Below are 16506 nucleotides of genomic sequence, written 5' to 3' on the forward strand. Positions count from 1 at the left end.
TGCAGGACGGTCAAAAAGTGGCGGCCTGCGGGCGCAATTGGCGGGAAAGCCCCAAGTTCCGGTCATAAGGCAGGGGTAAAACGGGTATAATGCGCGCAAAGGAAATTTGCCGTACGAAAGATATTGTCATACCTACCTTTAACCCGCAGCCACGCTGCATCAACCACCTTCCAACCATGTTGATACTGCCGGGTTCCAATGCCCTGTCCCATTTCCGTAGCCACCGTCTGTTAAGCCAACTGCAAGCCGTCTCGCCTGCGATTGTTGCCGTACAAGCACGCTATGTCCATTTCATCGATGCCAGCGCGCCCCTCACGGCCGACGACAGCACGCGCCTGGGCGCCTTGCTGACGTACGGCGAGCCGGCCCAGGCTGACAATACGGAAGGCGCTGCCGAAGAATTCTTCGTCATCCCCCGTTTCGGCACGATTTCGCCGTGGGCTTCAAAAGCCACCGACATCGCGCATAACTGCGGCATGGCGCACATCAAGCGCGTCGAACGCGGCGTCGCTTTCCGCATCAACCTGAAATCGGGCATCCTGGGCAGCGCCATTGGCGCCGGGAAATTGTCGGACGAGCAAGTACAGGCCGTGGCCGACCTGCTGCACGACCGCATGACCGAATCCGTGCTGCGCAGCGCCGACGACGCCAAGGACCTGTTCCGCACCCTGGAAGCGCGTCCGCTGGAATCGATCGACCTGCTGGGGCAGGGCAAGCGCGCGCTGGAAACGGCGAACGTCGAGCTGGGCCTGGCGATGTCGGAAGACGAAATCGACTACCTGGACGCTGCCTTCACCAAGGCCGGCCGCAACCCGACGGACGTGGAACTGATGATGTTCGCGCAGGCGAACAGCGAGCATTGCCGCCACAAGATCTTCAACGCCGACTGGACCATCGACGGCGTGGCGCAGCCCAAGTCGCTGTTCGGCATGATCAAGAATACGCACGAACTGCAGCCCAAGGGCACCGTCGTCGCCTACAGCGACAACTCGTCCATCATGGAAGGCGCCACCGTGTCGCGCTTCTACCCGCGCGGTGCAAACCACGAATACGCGGCTTCCACGGAACTGACGCACACGCTGATGAAGGTGGAAACGCATAACCACCCGACGGCCATCTCTCCATTCCCCGGCGCCTCCACGGGCGCGGGCGGCGAGATCCGCGACGAAGGCGCAACAGGCCGTGGCGCCAAGCCGAAGGCCGGTTTGACCGGTTTCACCGTGTCGAACCTGTCGTTGCCGGACGCCGTGCGCAGCTGGGAAACGGCCGCTTCCGTGACGGCGCCGCTGGCGTCGCGCACTGATGCAGATGATGCAGATCAATACGGCAAGCCGGAGCGCATCGCGTCGCCGCTGCAGATCATGATCGAAGGCCCGTTGGGCGGCGCCGCGTTCTCGAACGAATTCGGCCGTCCCGTGTTGGGCGGCTACTTCCGCACCTATGAACAGAACGTCGGCACGGACAAAGACGCCGTATTCGGCTACCACAAGCCGATCATGATCGCGGGCGGCATCGGCAATATCTCGGCGCAGCACACGCACAAGAACGACATCCCCGTCGGCAGCCTGCTGGTGCAGCTCGGTGGCCCGGGCATGCGCATCGGCATGGGCGGCAGCGCCGCCTCGTCGATGACCACCGGCAGCAACACGGCCGACCTGGACTTCGATTCCGTCCAGCGCGGCAATCCGGAAATGGAACGCCGTGCCCAGGAAGTCATCAACGCCTGCTGGCAAATGGGCGCGGACAACCCGATCATCTCGATCCACGACGTGGGTGCGGGCGGCTTGTCGAACGCTTTCCCGGAAATCACCAACGACGCCAAGCGCGGTGCGATTTTCGACCTGCGCAAGATCCCGCTGGAAGAATCGGGCATGGCGCCGAAGGAAATCTGGAGCAATGAATCGCAGGAACGCTACGTTCTCGCCATCGCGCCGGAAAGCCTGCCCTTATTTAAAGCCATGTGCGAACGCGAGCGCTGTTTGTTCGCCGCCGTGGGCGTGGCCACCGAAGAACGCCAGCTCAAATTGATCGATCCGGAACTGGGTAACGAGCCGGTCGACATGCCGATGGACGTCTTGCTGGGCAAGCCGCCGAAGATGCAGCGCGACGTGGTCCACGTGGCCAACGACTTCCCGGCCATTGATCTCACCGGCATGGACCTGGTGGATGTGGCGCAAAAAGTGCTGCTGCTGCCGACCGTGGCCGATAAATCGTTCCTGATCACCATCGGCGACCGCAGCGTGGGCGGCATGACCGTGCGCGACCAGATGGTGGGACCATGGCAGGTGCCGGTGGCCGATTGCGCCGTCACCACCATGAGCTTCGAGGGTTATCTGGGCGAAGCGATGGCCATGGGCGAACGCACGCCGCTGGCCGTCATCGACGCAGCCGCTTCCGGCCGCATGGCCGTGGGCGAAGCCGTCACCAACATCGCTGCCGCCGCGATTGCCGACATTTCCGACATCAAGCTGTCCGCCAACTGGATGGCCGCCTGCGGCCAGCCTGGCCAGGACGCAGCCCTGTACGACACGGTGAAAGCCGTCGGCATGGACCTGTGCCCGGCGCTGGGCATCAGCATCCCCGTCGGCAAGGATTCACTGTCGATGCGCACGACGTGGAAAGACGAGGGCACGGGCGCGGCGAAATCCGTCACGTCGCCGGTCTCCCTGATCGTCTCCTCGTTCGCGCCGGTGACGGACGTGCGCAAGTCGCTCACGCCGCAGCTGAAAACGGACCAGGGCGACACGTCCTTGATCTTGATCGACCTCGGTCGTGGCAAGAACCGCCTGGGCGCCTCCGCGCTGGCGCAAGTCATGGGCCAACTGGGCAATGCCACGCCGGACGTGGACAGCGCGGAAGACCTGAAAGGCTTCTTCGCCGCCATCCAAAAACTGAACAGCGACGACAAGCTGCTGGCCTACCATGACCGTTCGGACGGCGGCCTGTACGCCACCCTGACGGAAATGGCCTTCGCCGGCCACACGGGCATGTCCGTCAACCTCGACATGCTGACCATGGAAGGCGAGCATTCGAGCGACTGGGGCGACGCCAAGAACTGGGCCGGCCAGGTGGCGGAACGCCGCAACGAACTGACCCTGCGCGCCTTGTTCAGCGAAGAGCTGGGCGCCGTGATCCAGGTGCGCGCGGAAGAAAAGTCGCTCGTCATGGACGTGCTGCGCACGTTTAATCTGGGCGCCTGCAGCCATATCATCGGCAAATTGAACGACCGCGACGTGATCGAATTCACGCGCGACGCCAAGCTGATTTACACCCAGCCGCGTGCAGCCTTGCACCGCCTGTGGAGCGAAACGAGCTGGCGCATCGCCCGCCTGCGCGACAACCCGGCCTGCGCGGACGCCGAATACGACCGCCTGCTGGACGTGCAAGATCCGGGCATGTCGCCTATCGTCACGTTTGACCAGAACGACAACATCGCCGCGCCATTCATCGCCACGGGCGTGCGTCCGCGTGTCGCCATCCTGCGCGAGCAGGGCGTCAACTCGCACATCGAGACGGCCTACGTGATGCACCAGGCAGGCTTTACGGCCGTCGACGTGCACATGAGCGACCTGATTGCGGGCCGCGTGAAACTGGACGACTTCCAGGGCGTCATCGCCGTGGGCGGCTTCTCGTACGGCGACGTGCTGGGCGCGGGCGAAGGCTGGGCGAAAACGATTCTGTTCAACGCCAGCCTGGCGGAACAGTTCGCGCGCTTCTTCAATCGCAAGGACAGCTTCGGCCTCGGCATCTGCAACGGCTGCCAGATGATGAGCAACCTGAAATCCATCATCCCCGGCGCCCACGCCTGGCCCAAGTTCACGCGCAACAAGTCGGAGAAATTCGAAGGCCGCTTTGCCATGGTCGAAGTGATGGATTCCCCATCGATCTTCTTCAACGGCATGGCCGGCACCCAGGCCGGCATCGCCATCGCCCACGGCGAAGGCTACGCCGACTTCTCGCAAACGGGCGACATCACCCAAGTCACCAAAGCCATGCGCTTCGTCGACAACAAGGGCGCCGCCACCGAAGCCTACCCGTACAACCCGAACGGCTCGCCCGAAGGCATCACCTCCGTCACCACGCCAGACGGCCGCTTTACAGTGTTAATGCCGCACGCGGAACGCGTGTTCCGCAGCGTCCAGCAGTCGTATCACCCTGAAGCATGGGGCGAGGATTCGCCATGGATGCGCATGTTCAGGAATGCACGGAAGTTTGTGGGGTAAATATATCTTAGGTGCAGCATTGATGATGTACTACTAAGATAGAAGATGAGCCACTGTCAATTGATAGTGGCTTTTTTATTGTTGAGTCATGATTGCATATGAGGAATTTTCTTGCTAAAAAAATTTCTCTTTGCTAAGATTTGAGTAAAGCTAACACATCATTAAATGTTGCTTATTTTATATAACTTGGAAACATATGACTAACTCGACCGCTGTACTTCGCCTGCAAAAACAACTGGATGAGGAAAGAAGACTCGTTTCCTTTGATAGTTATGATATGACTGTACGACAGATTTTTGATATGTTTGTCGAGGGGGCTATTTTTGTTCCGCCGGAGTATCAACGTCAATTTGTTTGGGATATAGAGAGGGAATCTGAGTTAATTGAATCGATTTTATTAGGCATTCCAGTTCCAAGTTTATTTATGGCTACAAATCCTGACTCAACTTGGGAAATTGTTGATGGTGTGCAGAGGTTGTCAACTATTGTTCATTTTATCGATCCATCCCCCGAGTTTTTAGCTAGAATAGTTAGAAAAACTGGATTGAAAATTACTGGATTGGAAAAGCTAACAGAGCTCAATGATTTTGTTTTCTCTGATTTGGCAAAATCTATTCAGCTCATGTTTATGACTCGGCCAATTAGGGTGACGGTTTTAAATGATAAGAGTGATCTTAGTGTGCGATTTGATTTGTTTGAGCGATTGAATACTGGTGGGGTTCTGCTCACAAATCAAGAAATAAGAAATTGTATTTTCAGGGGTGTATTTAATCAGGATTTGAAGAAATTGTCAAAAGTTGTAGACTTTAATACTGCTGTGCGACTTAAGGAAAGCGCACAGCAGAATGGTATGATAGAAGAATATGTACTAAGATTTTTCGCATACTTAGATAATCATGAAAATTTTGATGGTAGTGTTAAATTTTTCTTAAATGATTACATGAAAGCCAATTCAAACAATAATATTCCAGCAAAAAAAATGACTCTTTTTAGGAAGACATTTGCTGCATTGGCCACTGCCTATCCAGATGGAATAACGCGTGGGCAGTCGTCAACAACCGGTGCTAATTTATATGAAGCCTTAGCGGTTGGTGTAGCAATGGCTATAACTGAGGGACGAGTTATTTCGACTGCAATTTTGTCTAAATTGGCAGAGGATCCTGGGCTTAAAAAACTTACAACTGCAGGGACGAATAGTCGAAGGATGGTGTTGTCGCGGATAACATATGTAAGAGATGCTTTTTGATGGCATTTATCATCGAAAGGAGTAAGGCTAATGAACGCATGCATCAAGTGCGTACACTTTTGAGTTTTATAAAAGAACATGAGTCTAAAAATACGCCGCCCATAGATGCGGATGATATAAAGATCGTTAGAGGGCTATTTTATGTTGGACTTTATGGAGCATTTGAAAAAACAATAAATGAGGCAGTAGAGCAATATATAAGAGGTGTTGGTACGTTAAAAATTCAATTTTCAGAGCTGAATTGGGGTTTTTTACCTACTGCTCTCGACCCAATTTTTACCTCGCTCAAGGCAGGTGGGAAATGGGAAAAAAGAATCGAACTTTTTGATTCGTTGCAGTCGGAAGATATATGTTCTATAAGTGATACAGTTTTTTCTGATCAGCTTCAAAATACTTGGTTTGAAAAATTACAGAAAATAGCAAACTGTATAGGGGTGCGAGATAATTTTTTGAGAAATGGAAGGGATGCAATTTATGTTGATGAAGTCGTGGATAAAAGAAACCAAGTCGCGCATGGTAGAAATACTCCTTTGGCGATTGGGAGTTTAGGTCGGTCAACAGAGCTTGGGGTAAGATTTGATGCTATTTCAAGGGTGATTGATGATTATTTAAATATGCTTGAAAATAATTATAATTCCCTTGATTTTGTGAAAAGTGAATATAGACAAAAGTATATTGCAAATGATTTTGTCTCGTGATTTTTAGTTGGTGAAGATGTATCGCTGAAGTTTTATATGTTTGTGCTTCAGTGCTATGCTAAAAATTAGCTTCTTTTGGAAAATTCAAAATGAATTTATTCTGAAATTCCATGTTTTTTCTGCGTTATATATGTGTCTTTTTTAAAGTAAATTAATTTTTGGTATTTTATTTATGTAAATTTTTAATTTAATGTTTTTTAATTGGGAATGATGTAGTGGTGAATTTAATTCGCTTGATTCGCATATTCATACAAACCGAATCTCTATAAACTATTCGCCACCCCCACAATCACCACCGCCGACGGCACCAGCAAAAACTGCGCGATCAGCGTCCCTGCCAATCTGCTTCCCACCAGCCACACCACCGCGCGCCGGAATTGCGATTCTTCGATCTTGCCTTCGATGACGTCATCCGTCATGCCGGACACCACGTGCCGATGAAGACGGCCATCATGATGGTGGCGCCGCCGTTGATGATCGATGAAAGCGTGCTGGAGGTGACGCGCACGCTGGGGTCGAGCACGCCCGCGTACAGGGCGGCGGTGTAAGGTGGACAAAGATGCGCCCACCGTCCACAGGGCCGTGGCGATGACGATGGAGACGGAGACGCCGGATTGTTGGCGCAGGCCCGTGACGTTGGCGGGCTTGGGCAGGCTGGCGGAGGTCTTGAGGTAGGACAAGCCGCCCTTGAAGACGGCGTGCAGCAGCAGTTTCGGCACCGACCTGTGTACCTGGAAATGCTCGACGGCGCGGCAGAAGGCGCGCTGGAAGGTGGGGATCAGGATGGCGCCCAGTATCGTCGCCAGGCTGGCGGAGAACAGCAGCCAGTGGAAGTCCAGCAATAAGGTGCCGGCGGCGACATGCTGGTCGATACCGGTTTCCACGCGCTTGGCCAGGAATGGCCCCAGGAAGGAGTTCGACGTGCGCGACAGCAGCATCAAAATGCTGAACAGGGCCAGCGAGACGGCGATGCGCCGCGTGCGGATGCCGGCGATGCGCACGGAGTAGGCGAGGGTGCCGATGAGGTGGATGATGAACGTCAGTGCGCAAATCAACAACAATTGCTTGTCCATCACAACCTTGCAGTGAAGAAAATGTAATTCCATGCTGCCATGAAGTTACATATTTTTCAACTGCAAATTAGATAAGCATGACGGGTATCGGCGTTTTCAGTCCATGGTTGTGGATGGACACGCAGTGGCGCCTTGCCGCGCTCTGCAGTGAACGCTGGATTCTCTGGCTGAATGAAGGAAATAATGTCAAAAATAAATATTCTTGATTTGTGAATATTGGTGAATATTTAGCAATATCAAACGGTGCAGAATCAGGCATCGCATCTTTTGCAATTTCAACAAGTCTTCATGGATATCGCTTGCCCCCGCACGCAAGGCGAGGGTGGCGGCATTGCGTGCAGCAGCAAGATTCTTGACCGGCATTCGCAAGCAGCGCTTGCATGAGGAGAATTGATGATGACGCCATATCCCGATGATGCCCTGCATCTGACGTCGGAATGGTTCATTCTGCCCGGCTGCGAGGCGCAGGTGGAGCAGGCGCTGGCCATGCTGGTGCAAGCCGTGCTGTCGCAGGAACCCGATACGCTGGCTTATCTCGTGCACCGCCCGCGCGCGGCGCCTTCCGGCCTGCAGTCGCTGCCGCCGGGCAGTCCCCAGTCGCTGCTGTTTTTTGAAATCTATCGCAACGACGCCGCGTTCCTGCGGCATGTGAACGGGCCGGTATTCCAGGCATTCGTCGCCGAGCACGGCCAGCTGTTTATTGGCGCCGGGGGGCGGCCCTTTACCACGGTAGCCTTTCTCTCGCAGGTCAACGGTTTTGTGCGCAGCGCGCCTGTCTAGGCTGCATGGCGGCCCGGCTATCGATTTTGTCGTCGTCCTTCAACTGGAGAAAGTCATGCAAAAAATTGCAATGTTGATATTGTGCGCCGGCCTGTGTGCCAATGCCGCCGCGCAAGCCATCGATCCCTTCGCCAATTCGCAGCTGCCGCCGCCTGCCGGCTATAGCGGCCCCGTGTTTGCCTTGAGCCATGCCTACCCGGCTGGCCAGGCCATCCCGGCGATGCCATGGCGCGCGGCCATCAACAATGGCCAGATCACGACGGCGAATGCCGGCGCCTATGCCGAGGCGTTGAAGGCATCGATCGGGGCGGACATGCGCGTCATGTTGCTCGACTACAAGAACTGGAACGCCGGCGAGCGCGGCTGGTATAACGAGCCGTGGATGGGCGCGACCTCGGTGACGCAAAAACGCGCGAGCATGCGCGAGCCCCTGCGCGGCATGTATGTGGGATCGGGCGAGCTCGATGCCGACCTGTTCAAGGCCAGCGGCCTGAAACGGCCGATCACCACCTATGTGCTGACGTATTACGACAAGACCGCCGCCGTGACGCTCAACAAGGTGTGGGGGGCGACGGCGCGCGAGCCCAACCTGACGGCGCAATCGACGCAGTTTGCCGAAGGCTCGGTGATCATCAAGGCCGCCTTCATCACGGCCGGGCCGGAACTCTGGCCGGTCATGCAGGGCACCTTGTCCTGGCCCGCGTATGTGAGCGTCAACGCCACGCTCCCCAAGCCACCCACGGCGCCGGCGTTGACCAATACCTATCTGATGCAGTTCGACATCATCGTCAAGGACAGCGTGTCCGCGCCGAAGACGGGCTGGGTGTTTACCACGCTGGTCTACGACTCGCGCGCGGCAAAGGGCGGCGACATCTGGGACAAGATGGTGGTACTGGGCGCGCAATGGGGCAACGATCCGCAGGCCAGCGACCCCGCCATACTCAAGCCGGTGCTGCAGGAAAACTGGATGAACCCGGTGGCACCCGCCTACGGCAGCGCCACCCTGGGCTGGGGCGGACGTCTTTCCGGCCCCAACGATGGTGCGATGAATAATATCGCCTATCCGGAAGGGAAGAAACCCACCCTCAAATACGCGCGCAACGGCCAAAGCTCGTCCTGCATGAGCTGCCACAGTTCCGCGCAATGGAACGTGGCCAGCCATTCCATGCCATCGTTCCTGTTGCCGATACTCAACTCCGGCTCCATCCAGTTGCCCAAACCGCAGAACGGCGCCGATTTCATGCTCACGCCGGCGCCCGGTTCGGAGCTATGGATGAAATGGTTTCAGAACCGCAAAGGCGACGTGCCGATGGATGCCGGCAGCATCGCCGGCGACTTCGATATGGTGCTGACCTTTAAATCGTTGCCGAACTGGTACTCGTCGACCCAGACCCCGGGCGTGGCGCACACGCTGATGAATTTCGACCTGCGGGGCAAGCGCCTGCCCGGCAAGGAGGCCGAGTAGCAGCGGCGGCAGGGCAGGTCGATGCTTGCATTTGAGGCATGCGCCCTCATTTGGGTGGGAGTGGCAGCGTAGCGCTGCCGCACCCACACCAACCCGGAGGCACACCATGAGTTTCGATTCCTTTCTGTCCAAACTGAAGACCAAGGCAAGCGAACTGAAAACCGAGGCCTTGAAGTACAAGAACAAGGATTTCCTGAACGCCGCGATGGCGGGCTCGGCCCTGATCGCCATGGCCGACGGCAGCGTCAGCGCGGAAGAGAAGCAAAAGATGGTGAAGTTTATTGAAAGCAATGACGCGCTCTCCGTGTTTACCACCACGGACGTGATCAAGGCTTTCCAGGAGTATGTTGGCCAGCTGGAGTTCGACAAGGATATCGGCGAAGCCAAGGCCTACCAGGCGCTGGGCAAGATGAAGTCGAATGTGGAAGCGTCGCGCCTGCTGGTGCGCATGATCATCGCCGTCGCTTCGTCGGATGGCAATTTCGACGCCAACGAGCAGCGCGTGGCCAGCAAGATCGCGCGCGAGCTGGGCTTGACTCCGGCGGAGTTCGAGTTGCAGTAAAGCAGTAAAGCCGGGCCAGCCGGACCCGGCTGGCTTAACTCTTGTCCCACCACGGCGGCGTGCCCGACGACCAGGGGCACGCCATGTCCACTTCGCTGATCCTGTAGCGGATCTCGATCACCTGTCCGGGGCTGAAGGGACCACGTTTCCAGTCGCCGGAATCAAAGACGTAGCCTTTGCCCTTGATGCAAAGACTGGTCGGATTGCTGCCGATGGGGCCGGTCGAGTGCAGGGTGACGCGCACTTCGCCGTTGGCGTCCAGCGGGGCGTCGCCGCCCATGAACAGTGCATCCGAGCCGACGTCGCAGACACTGGTGCTGCCCACTTTGCTGCAGTGCTTGATATACGTTTGCTGGCGCGCCTGGGCCAAGTAATTGTCATGCCGCATCGGCTTGCCGTCGTCATAGGTAAAGCGCAGGACGACTGGCGTGGGTTCGCTGGCAGGATGGCGCGTGGTGCTGGTGCAGGCGGCGCTGACCAGGGCCAGCAAGGGCCAGGCCAGCAGGCGCAGGCCGCGGCGCGCTAGCTTGCGCAAGCGGACAGGAAACCTTTCAGATCGAAACATATTGCCCCATGGGAATGGCTGTGCCGTCATCGCGACGAAGGCGGCGATGATAGCACGCAGCTATTTACCCGGGGAGCACGCCAGCCACGCCGTGCGCGCGCCGCAATTGGCACTGCCGCCAGCCGCCCCGGGCCGATGGCGGAAATCACGGTGTTGTTCATGGCGGACTCGCCTTGCCGGTAAATGGGCTGGCACCCTGGTGGATCTTGGCGATCAATTCGCCCTGGCGCGCCGTGCCCGTCTTGTCGTAGATGTGGTGCAGATGCGTCCTGACGGTGTTGATGGAGACGCCCGTATCGGCGGCGATGCGGTCGATGGCGGCGCCGTGCGCCAGCGCCTGGGCCACTTGCGCCTCGGCTTGCGTCAGGTCAAACAGCTGTTGCAGCGCAGGGACGGCCACGGGCGGCGCCTGCGGGTCGCGCGCCAGCACCAGGGCGCACGGGCGCTGGCCGGACTGGCCGTGCGGCGGCCGGAACGGCGCCACCGTCAGGCACAGCTCGGGCGCGCCGGGACGCGGCAGGCGCAGGGCGCTGGCCACGGGCGCGGCTTGCCGCGTGCCGAGGCCGGCGCCGATGGCTTGCCGCACGGCTTGTGCCAGTTGCGGCAGCGCGCACCAGCGGGGACTGCCGCCAGCAGGACAATGCAGGCTGCGCTCGAGGCCGGGACCGAACAGGGCCAGTGCGCTGGCGTTGGCGTAGACCACGTCGAGCCGGCTGTCTACCAGCAGCACGGCCGTGTCGAGCGCATCGAGCGCCGCGCGCGTGGTGCGCTCCCGCATGCTGCTGTGCGCCAGGCGGGAGCGGATGCGCAGGGCGCGCTGCAGGTGCGGCAGCAGCGCTTGCAGTTGCGCCTGCACCAGTGGGCTGTCCGTAAACGGCCCCTGCGTGCGCTGGCGGTGCACGCCCAGCTGGGCAGATTCCCCGGGCGCCATGGGCAAGATCGCGCAGATGACGTGGTAAAGGTCGTGCGGGCGGCAAAAGTCGGCATAGAATTCCGTGCGCTCGAAATCGCGCGGACGAATGTGCTTCGCGCTGTCGTGTACCTGGCCCACGCCCAGGCGGTAAGCCAGTTTCGCCCAGATATCGTGCTGCCAGTAATACGCTTCATACGCGCTGGTAGCCTCCTTGCCGAAGTGGCCTGCAGGATTGAGCAGCTGCGCGCCGCTGTCGCTTTCCAGGATCAGGATGGTTTCACTGGCGCCGCCGCACGCATCGGCCAGGTCGCGGCACAGCTGCGGCCACAGCGTATCATCGAGCGCCGCGTCATACAGGCGGGCGATCAATGCCTGCTGCTGCGCTGTCATCGGCATGTCCATGGCGTCCGCCAGTTCCTGCCACGGTCAGCGGCCTGGAAAGCCCAGCGTGGCCAGATGTTCGCCCTGCGCGCTGCCATCGGCCAACTGGCGTGCCGGCACCACCATCACCAGTTCGCCGCCCACGCTGCCATCGTCGTGGCGGTCGATGCGCACTTTCAGCTGGCGGTCCAGCGCGACGAAGGCGTTGCGGCCCGTGGCGACGATGCGGTGCTCGTCCTGCTCGCCGATGCGCGCATACATGATGGTGCCGGCGCGGCGCAGCTGCAGGGTGTCGCCGTTCGACAGGTCGTAGGTGCCCGCGAATTGCTGGAAGTCTTCGCGCAGCATGTGGCGCGGCTGGGCCGGCACGTCGATGCGCAACGCATGGCCCGGCACCTCCACGGTGTTGTCTTGCGGCAGGGTTTGCGCGGTGGCCAGCATGCCGGTGAGGGCGGCCAGGCCCAGCAGCGTGCGCGGAATAATGGTTTTCATGATGTCGTCCCTCGATGGTTGAGCGCCCCTGGCGCGCGGCCCGGACGGGCGGGGCGCGAGGCTGGAGCCAGTCTAGGCAAGGGCGCTGTGCGACGCATCATTCATCCGAATGAGATGGGGATGGATATTTGCAGGGTGCTGGCGTGTGGAATGGCGCCACGGCCTTCCATGCGTACCTCACCTTAGGCCAGATTTTGGCGTCAGGCAAAGTCGGCCACGGCGCTGCATGCTCGAAAATCTTTCATCAACGCAATCTCGCGCAAGAAATGGCGGCCCGTGATGTAAGATTCGCACTATGTCCGATTTCACATTTACCGATAGCCCATGAGTTCAATAATGATTCCCGACGTCGCCCTGGTCGACAACACCGAACAACGCACGCCGCTGGTGCTCGTGCTGGACTGTTCCGGCAGCATGGCGGGCGAACCCGTCGCGCTGCTCAACGAAGGCCTGGCCTTGCTGGAACAGGAACTCAAGTCCGACGTGATCGCCGCCAAGCGCGTGCGCATCCTGGTGATCCAATATGGCGCCCACGACGAAGCCGTGGTGGCCAGCAACTGGTGCGACGCCATGGATTTCACGGCGCCCCGGCTCGAAGCGAACGGCACCACGCCGACCGGTGCGGCCGTGGAACTGGCCCTGGCGGAAATCGAGCAGGAAAAGCAGCGTTTCCGCCAGGCGGGCGTGGCGTACACGCGGCCCTGGCTGTTCTTGATGTCGGACGGCGAGCCGACCGATCCCTGGCTGCGCGGCGCCGAGCAGGCGCGCACGGCCGAGCAGGCCAATAAAGTGGCGATCTTCCCCATCGCCGTGGGCGACAATGCGAATACCGAGACCCTGGGGCAGTTTTCCAGCCGGGGCGAGCGGGGCGTCAAGCAGCTGAAAGGCTTGCAGTTCCGCGAGCTGTTCCTGTGGCTGAGCGCCAGCATGCAGGTGGTGTCGCAGTCGCGTCCCGGCGCGCAGGCACAGCTGGCCTCGACGGACGGCTGGTCCGTCGTGAATACGTGAAAGCCCGCTGATCCATGGCGACAGTAAACCAGCACTGGCGCGTGTTCGGCGCCTCCGTCACGGGCAAGGCCCATCTGGATAAGGAGATCCCTTGCCAGGATGCGCACGCGCACGCCGAGGTCAACGGGATACTCGTGGCCATCGTCTGCGATGGCGCCGGTTCGGCCCGCCTCAGCGAGCAGGGCGCGCAGTTTGTCGCAACGCTCGCCGTGCAGGCGCTGGCCGGACGGCTGGAGCAGGGCGCCACCGTGCAGGATCTGCATGACGGCGCGCTGGCGGGCACCCTGGCGCAGATCCGCGCCGCGCTCGACGACATCGCCCGCGCCGCCAACGCCACCCTCGATGACTACGCCTGCACGGTCGTCGGCGTGGTCATGGGGCCAGATGCCGGCTTCTTTTTCCACCTGGGCGACGGCCTGGGCGTGGCGCAGCTGATGGACGGCGGCGAGCTGATTTCGCTGCCCGCGAACGGCGAATACGCGAACGAAACATATTTCATCAGCGGCGCGCGCTGGCGCGAACAGCTGCGTCTGCTTGCGATTCCGCAAGCCGTGCGTGGCGTCGTGCTGATGTCGGACGGCTGCATGCCCTTTGCCATGAGCAAGAACAATGCGGCGCTGTATGCGCCGTTCATGGATGCCGTGCAAGGCTATCTGCGCACGGTCGAGAGCGTTGAACTGGGCAATGCGGCGCTGGCCTCCACCCTGGCGGACCCGCGCACGCACCAGATCACGGGCGACGACAAGACCCTGCTGCTGGCCTTGCGCGCATGAGCCAGAAGCAAGGCGTCACGCCCGGTCTGAGTCCGGGCGGCAAGATATGGCTGGATAAGGTCCGCAGCCTGGTACTGGGCAAACTGATTAAAAGCGGCGGCGCGGGCAGCGTCTACCTGCTGCCCGGCGCGTCCGCGCAGGTGGCCAAGCTGTACCACCCGCACCTGGACCGGGCCGCCAACCGGCGCAAGCTCGAGGCGATGCTGGAACTGACGCCCGAGCTGCCCGACCAATTGGAAAACGGCAAGCGCTATGTGCAGATCGCCTGGCCGCAAGCGGCCGTGTTCGACGGCCAGGGCGGTTTTGCCGGTTTCGTCATGCCTTTGCTGGACATGGCGCAGACGGCCGAGCTGGAACAGATCCTGCAGGAGCGGCAAGCGCGCGCGGCCGGCCTGCCCACGGGACTCGGTCCCAAGCTGACGCTGGCCGCCAACCTGGCCGCCGTCCTCGATGCCTTGCACCAGCAGCAGCATTACGTGGTCGATTTAAAACCCGTGAACCTGCGCTTTTACCGCGATTCGCTGTACATCGCCATGCTCGACTGCGACGGTTTCAGCATCCAGGGCCATGCCGAGCGTTTTCCTGCCGAGCAATTCACGGCCGACTACCTGGCGCCGGAATTCCAGCGCAAGGGCATGCCGGCGGGCACGGAAATGGCGCAAGACCGCTTCGCCCTGGCCGTCGTCATCTTCCAGTTGCTCAACTTCGGCATCCACCCGTACAGCGGGCGCCCCGGCAATGCGCAGGTGCCCACCGAGATTCCCGGGCGCATCCGCGACGGCTATTACGCGTATGGCGTCAAACGCCACAAGAACATGGCGCCGAACGCCACCAGCGGCCACGCCTTGATGCCGCCCGAGCTGCGCGCCATGTTCGACCGCGCGTTTTCCCAATCGCCAAACTCCCAGCGGCCCTCGGCGGCCGACTGGGCGCAGTTGCTGCGCGGCTATGCGCAGCGCAGCGGCGGCAAGCTCGTCGTGTGTGCCGTGAATGCGGAGCACCAGTATTTTGCGGGCCACGGTTGCGCGGCCTGCGCGCGCGACAAGGTGATAGCCTCGGCCGCGCAGGCGTCGGCTTCAGCTCAGGCTTCGGCGCAGGCAAGGCAGGCGGCGCCGCAGCGTTCACGCGCCTTGCCTGGCAAGCCGGCGCCGGCCCCGGCCCCGCAAGGGCAGTCCGCTGTGTCGGACACGGGCTGGGTGGTCATCATCATCCTGATCGTGTTCTTCGTGATCGGCTTTGCCATCTGGACCGCCGTACCGAACGAGGCGAAAAAGAAAACCGGGCAGCAAGCCACGACGGTGCCCGTAGCCGGGCTGGAACAGCTGGACTGGCATGCGCGCAAGGCCGGTGCATTGCAGCAGTCGGACGTGCGGCGCGCCGTGCGCAGCCTGTCGCAAGCCATGGGCAAGGGTGACGATGCCGCCGTCGTGCGGGGCCTGCAATTGCTGTACCGTAGCGAGCGGGAAAAGTCGTCGGGCTACAGCGGTGACCTGGCGCGCGCGCGCCTGCGCACCTCGATGATGGAAAGCATGGGCTGGCTGCCCGGCTACCAGTCCAGCCTGTCCGATACCTACCTCGATTTGCTGCAAGCCGATCCGCGCGACCACCTGGCTGCGGCGGCGCTGGCCCGCACGCACCTGAGCCTGAACGAGCCGCAAGCGGCGCGCCAGTATTTCGAGCAAGCCGTGTGGGCCCGCCCGACCGATGGCGTGGCCTGGCTCGGCATTGCCGCCACGGCGCTGCTGCGCGGCGGTGGCGGCGAGCAAGATGCCGCCAACCTGGTGGCGCTGGCGCAAGTGACGGCGCAGCGCCATGCGGCGCAGAATGCCATGCCGGCCGAAGAAGGCGAAGCGGCCGACAACGGCGTCGAGCGCACGGCCGGCCGCATGGAGCGCGCGGCCAATATGTTGCGCCTGGTACATCCGGGCGCCTATCCGAAGCGCTGGGACAAGGCGCTGGCCGACGGCGCCTTGCTGGCAAAGAAACTGGCAGCCTTGCCGGCGCCGCCAGACCAGGGCGCCAGCGTACAGCGCGACAGCATGGCCACCGTCGCCTACCGCGTGTTGAGTGAGGCGCAGGCCAACGGCGAAAGCCGCCTGACCTTGTCCATCGCTGCCGATGGCAGCTTGAGCGCTGCGCGGGCCGAGCAAGTCATGGAGCCCATGCTCAACAAGGTCATCCTGGATAGCTTGAAGCGCTGGACTTTCAACCCGTCCGTGAAAAATGGACAATTCCAGGACGGCAAGGTTGACGTGCTGGTGCGCTACCGCAACGGCCGGGTCAGCTTCGAGCCGGCCGGCGTGGCCGCCACGACGGACAATTAAAGG

General features: G+C 60.3%; 13 protein-coding genes. 9 read left to right on the plus strand and 4 right to left on the minus strand.

All coding sequences use genetic code 11. The annotated features are described in order from the left end of the window. The first annotated feature begins 176 nt into the window (after positions 1-176). The 3 genes from purL (at position 177) to AC3RCJ_RS14885 (ending at position 6167) form a co-directional block, all read left to right on the plus strand. Positions 177-4223, plus strand: coding sequence for a phosphoribosylformylglycinamidine synthase (gene purL / locus AC3RCJ_RS14875; RefSeq protein WP_492964519.1), 4047 nt, complete (start codon positions 177-179; stop codon positions 4221-4223). 196 nt (positions 4224-4419) lie between these two features. Continuing rightward, positions 4420-5469, plus strand: a complete 1050-nt coding sequence (locus AC3RCJ_RS14880) for a GmrSD restriction endonuclease domain-containing protein (protein WP_492964517.1) — start codon at positions 4420-4422, stop codon at positions 5467-5469. Further along, a complete protein-coding gene (locus tag AC3RCJ_RS14885) occupies positions 5469-6167 on the plus strand; it encodes an MAE_28990/MAE_18760 family HEPN-like nuclease (protein ID WP_492964515.1) in 699 nt (232 codons plus the stop codon). The genes AC3RCJ_RS14880 and AC3RCJ_RS14885 overlap by 1 nt, the downstream gene beginning before the upstream one ends. Before the next feature lie 263 nt (positions 6168-6430). On the opposite strand, the gene AC3RCJ_RS14890 is transcribed toward AC3RCJ_RS14885, so the two are convergent. Next, on the minus strand, positions 6431-7240 hold the full coding sequence (locus AC3RCJ_RS14890; RefSeq protein WP_492964513.1) for a lipid II flippase family protein: 810 nt from the start codon (positions 7238-7240) through the stop codon (positions 6431-6433). 393 nt (positions 7241-7633) lie between these two features. Between AC3RCJ_RS14890 and AC3RCJ_RS14895 the strand changes: the two genes are divergently transcribed. The 3 genes from AC3RCJ_RS14895 to AC3RCJ_RS14905 all read left to right on the plus strand — a co-directional run bounded on the left by AC3RCJ_RS14895 (position 7634) and on the right by AC3RCJ_RS14905 (position 10047). After that, complete coding sequence (locus AC3RCJ_RS14895; protein ID WP_492964511.1) at positions 7634-8020, plus strand: putative quinol monooxygenase; 387 nt, start codon at positions 7634-7636, stop codon at positions 8018-8020. Positions 8021-8075: 55 nt separating this feature from the next. Further along, positions 8076-9485 (plus strand): hypothetical protein, encoded by a 1410-nt coding sequence (locus AC3RCJ_RS14900; RefSeq protein ID WP_492964509.1) that lies wholly within the window; start codon positions 8076-8078, stop codon positions 9483-9485. Between the two features lie 106 nt (positions 9486-9591). Beyond that, complete coding sequence (locus AC3RCJ_RS14905) at positions 9592-10047, plus strand: tellurite resistance TerB family protein (protein WP_099664126.1); 456 nt, start codon at positions 9592-9594, stop codon at positions 10045-10047. A 34-nt stretch (positions 10048-10081) separates the two neighbouring features. Here the strand turns inward: AC3RCJ_RS14905 and AC3RCJ_RS14910 are convergent, their stop codons facing one another. From AC3RCJ_RS14910 to AC3RCJ_RS14920, 3 genes are all read right to left on the minus strand, one after another. Continuing rightward, positions 10082-10582 (minus strand): hypothetical protein, encoded by a 501-nt coding sequence (locus AC3RCJ_RS14910; RefSeq protein WP_492964507.1) that lies wholly within the window; start codon positions 10580-10582, stop codon positions 10082-10084. Between the two features lie 187 nt (positions 10583-10769). After that, positions 10770-11927, minus strand: a complete 1158-nt coding sequence (locus AC3RCJ_RS14915) for a helix-turn-helix transcriptional regulator (RefSeq protein WP_492964527.1) — start codon at positions 11925-11927, stop codon at positions 10770-10772. A 24-nt stretch (positions 11928-11951) separates the two neighbouring features. Beyond that, the gene (locus AC3RCJ_RS14920) at positions 11952-12398 is read right to left on the minus strand and encodes a hypothetical protein (protein WP_492964528.1); all 447 of its coding nucleotides are present in this window, start codon (positions 12396-12398) and stop codon (positions 11952-11954) included. Between the two features lie 324 nt (positions 12399-12722). Here AC3RCJ_RS14920 and AC3RCJ_RS14925 point away from each other — a divergent pair, with 324 nt between their 5' ends. From AC3RCJ_RS14925 to AC3RCJ_RS14935, 3 genes are read left to right on the plus strand one after another with little or no spacing between them, the layout of a single operon-like run. Continuing rightward, positions 12723-13406, plus strand: coding sequence for a vWA domain-containing protein (locus AC3RCJ_RS14925; RefSeq protein ID WP_492964529.1), 684 nt, complete (start codon positions 12723-12725; stop codon positions 13404-13406). A 14-nt stretch (positions 13407-13420) separates the two neighbouring features. Beyond that, positions 13421-14179, plus strand: coding sequence for a PP2C family serine/threonine-protein phosphatase (locus AC3RCJ_RS14930; protein ID WP_492964530.1), 759 nt, complete (start codon positions 13421-13423; stop codon positions 14177-14179). Continuing rightward, complete coding sequence (locus tag AC3RCJ_RS14935; RefSeq protein ID WP_492964531.1) at positions 14176-16503, plus strand: hypothetical protein; 2328 nt, start codon at positions 14176-14178, stop codon at positions 16501-16503. Before AC3RCJ_RS14930 ends, AC3RCJ_RS14935 begins: the two co-directional genes overlap by 4 nt. Positions 16504-16506: the final 3 nt, after the last annotated feature.

It is taken from the genome of Janthinobacterium sp. GW822-FHT07H11 (assembly GCF_058798615.1).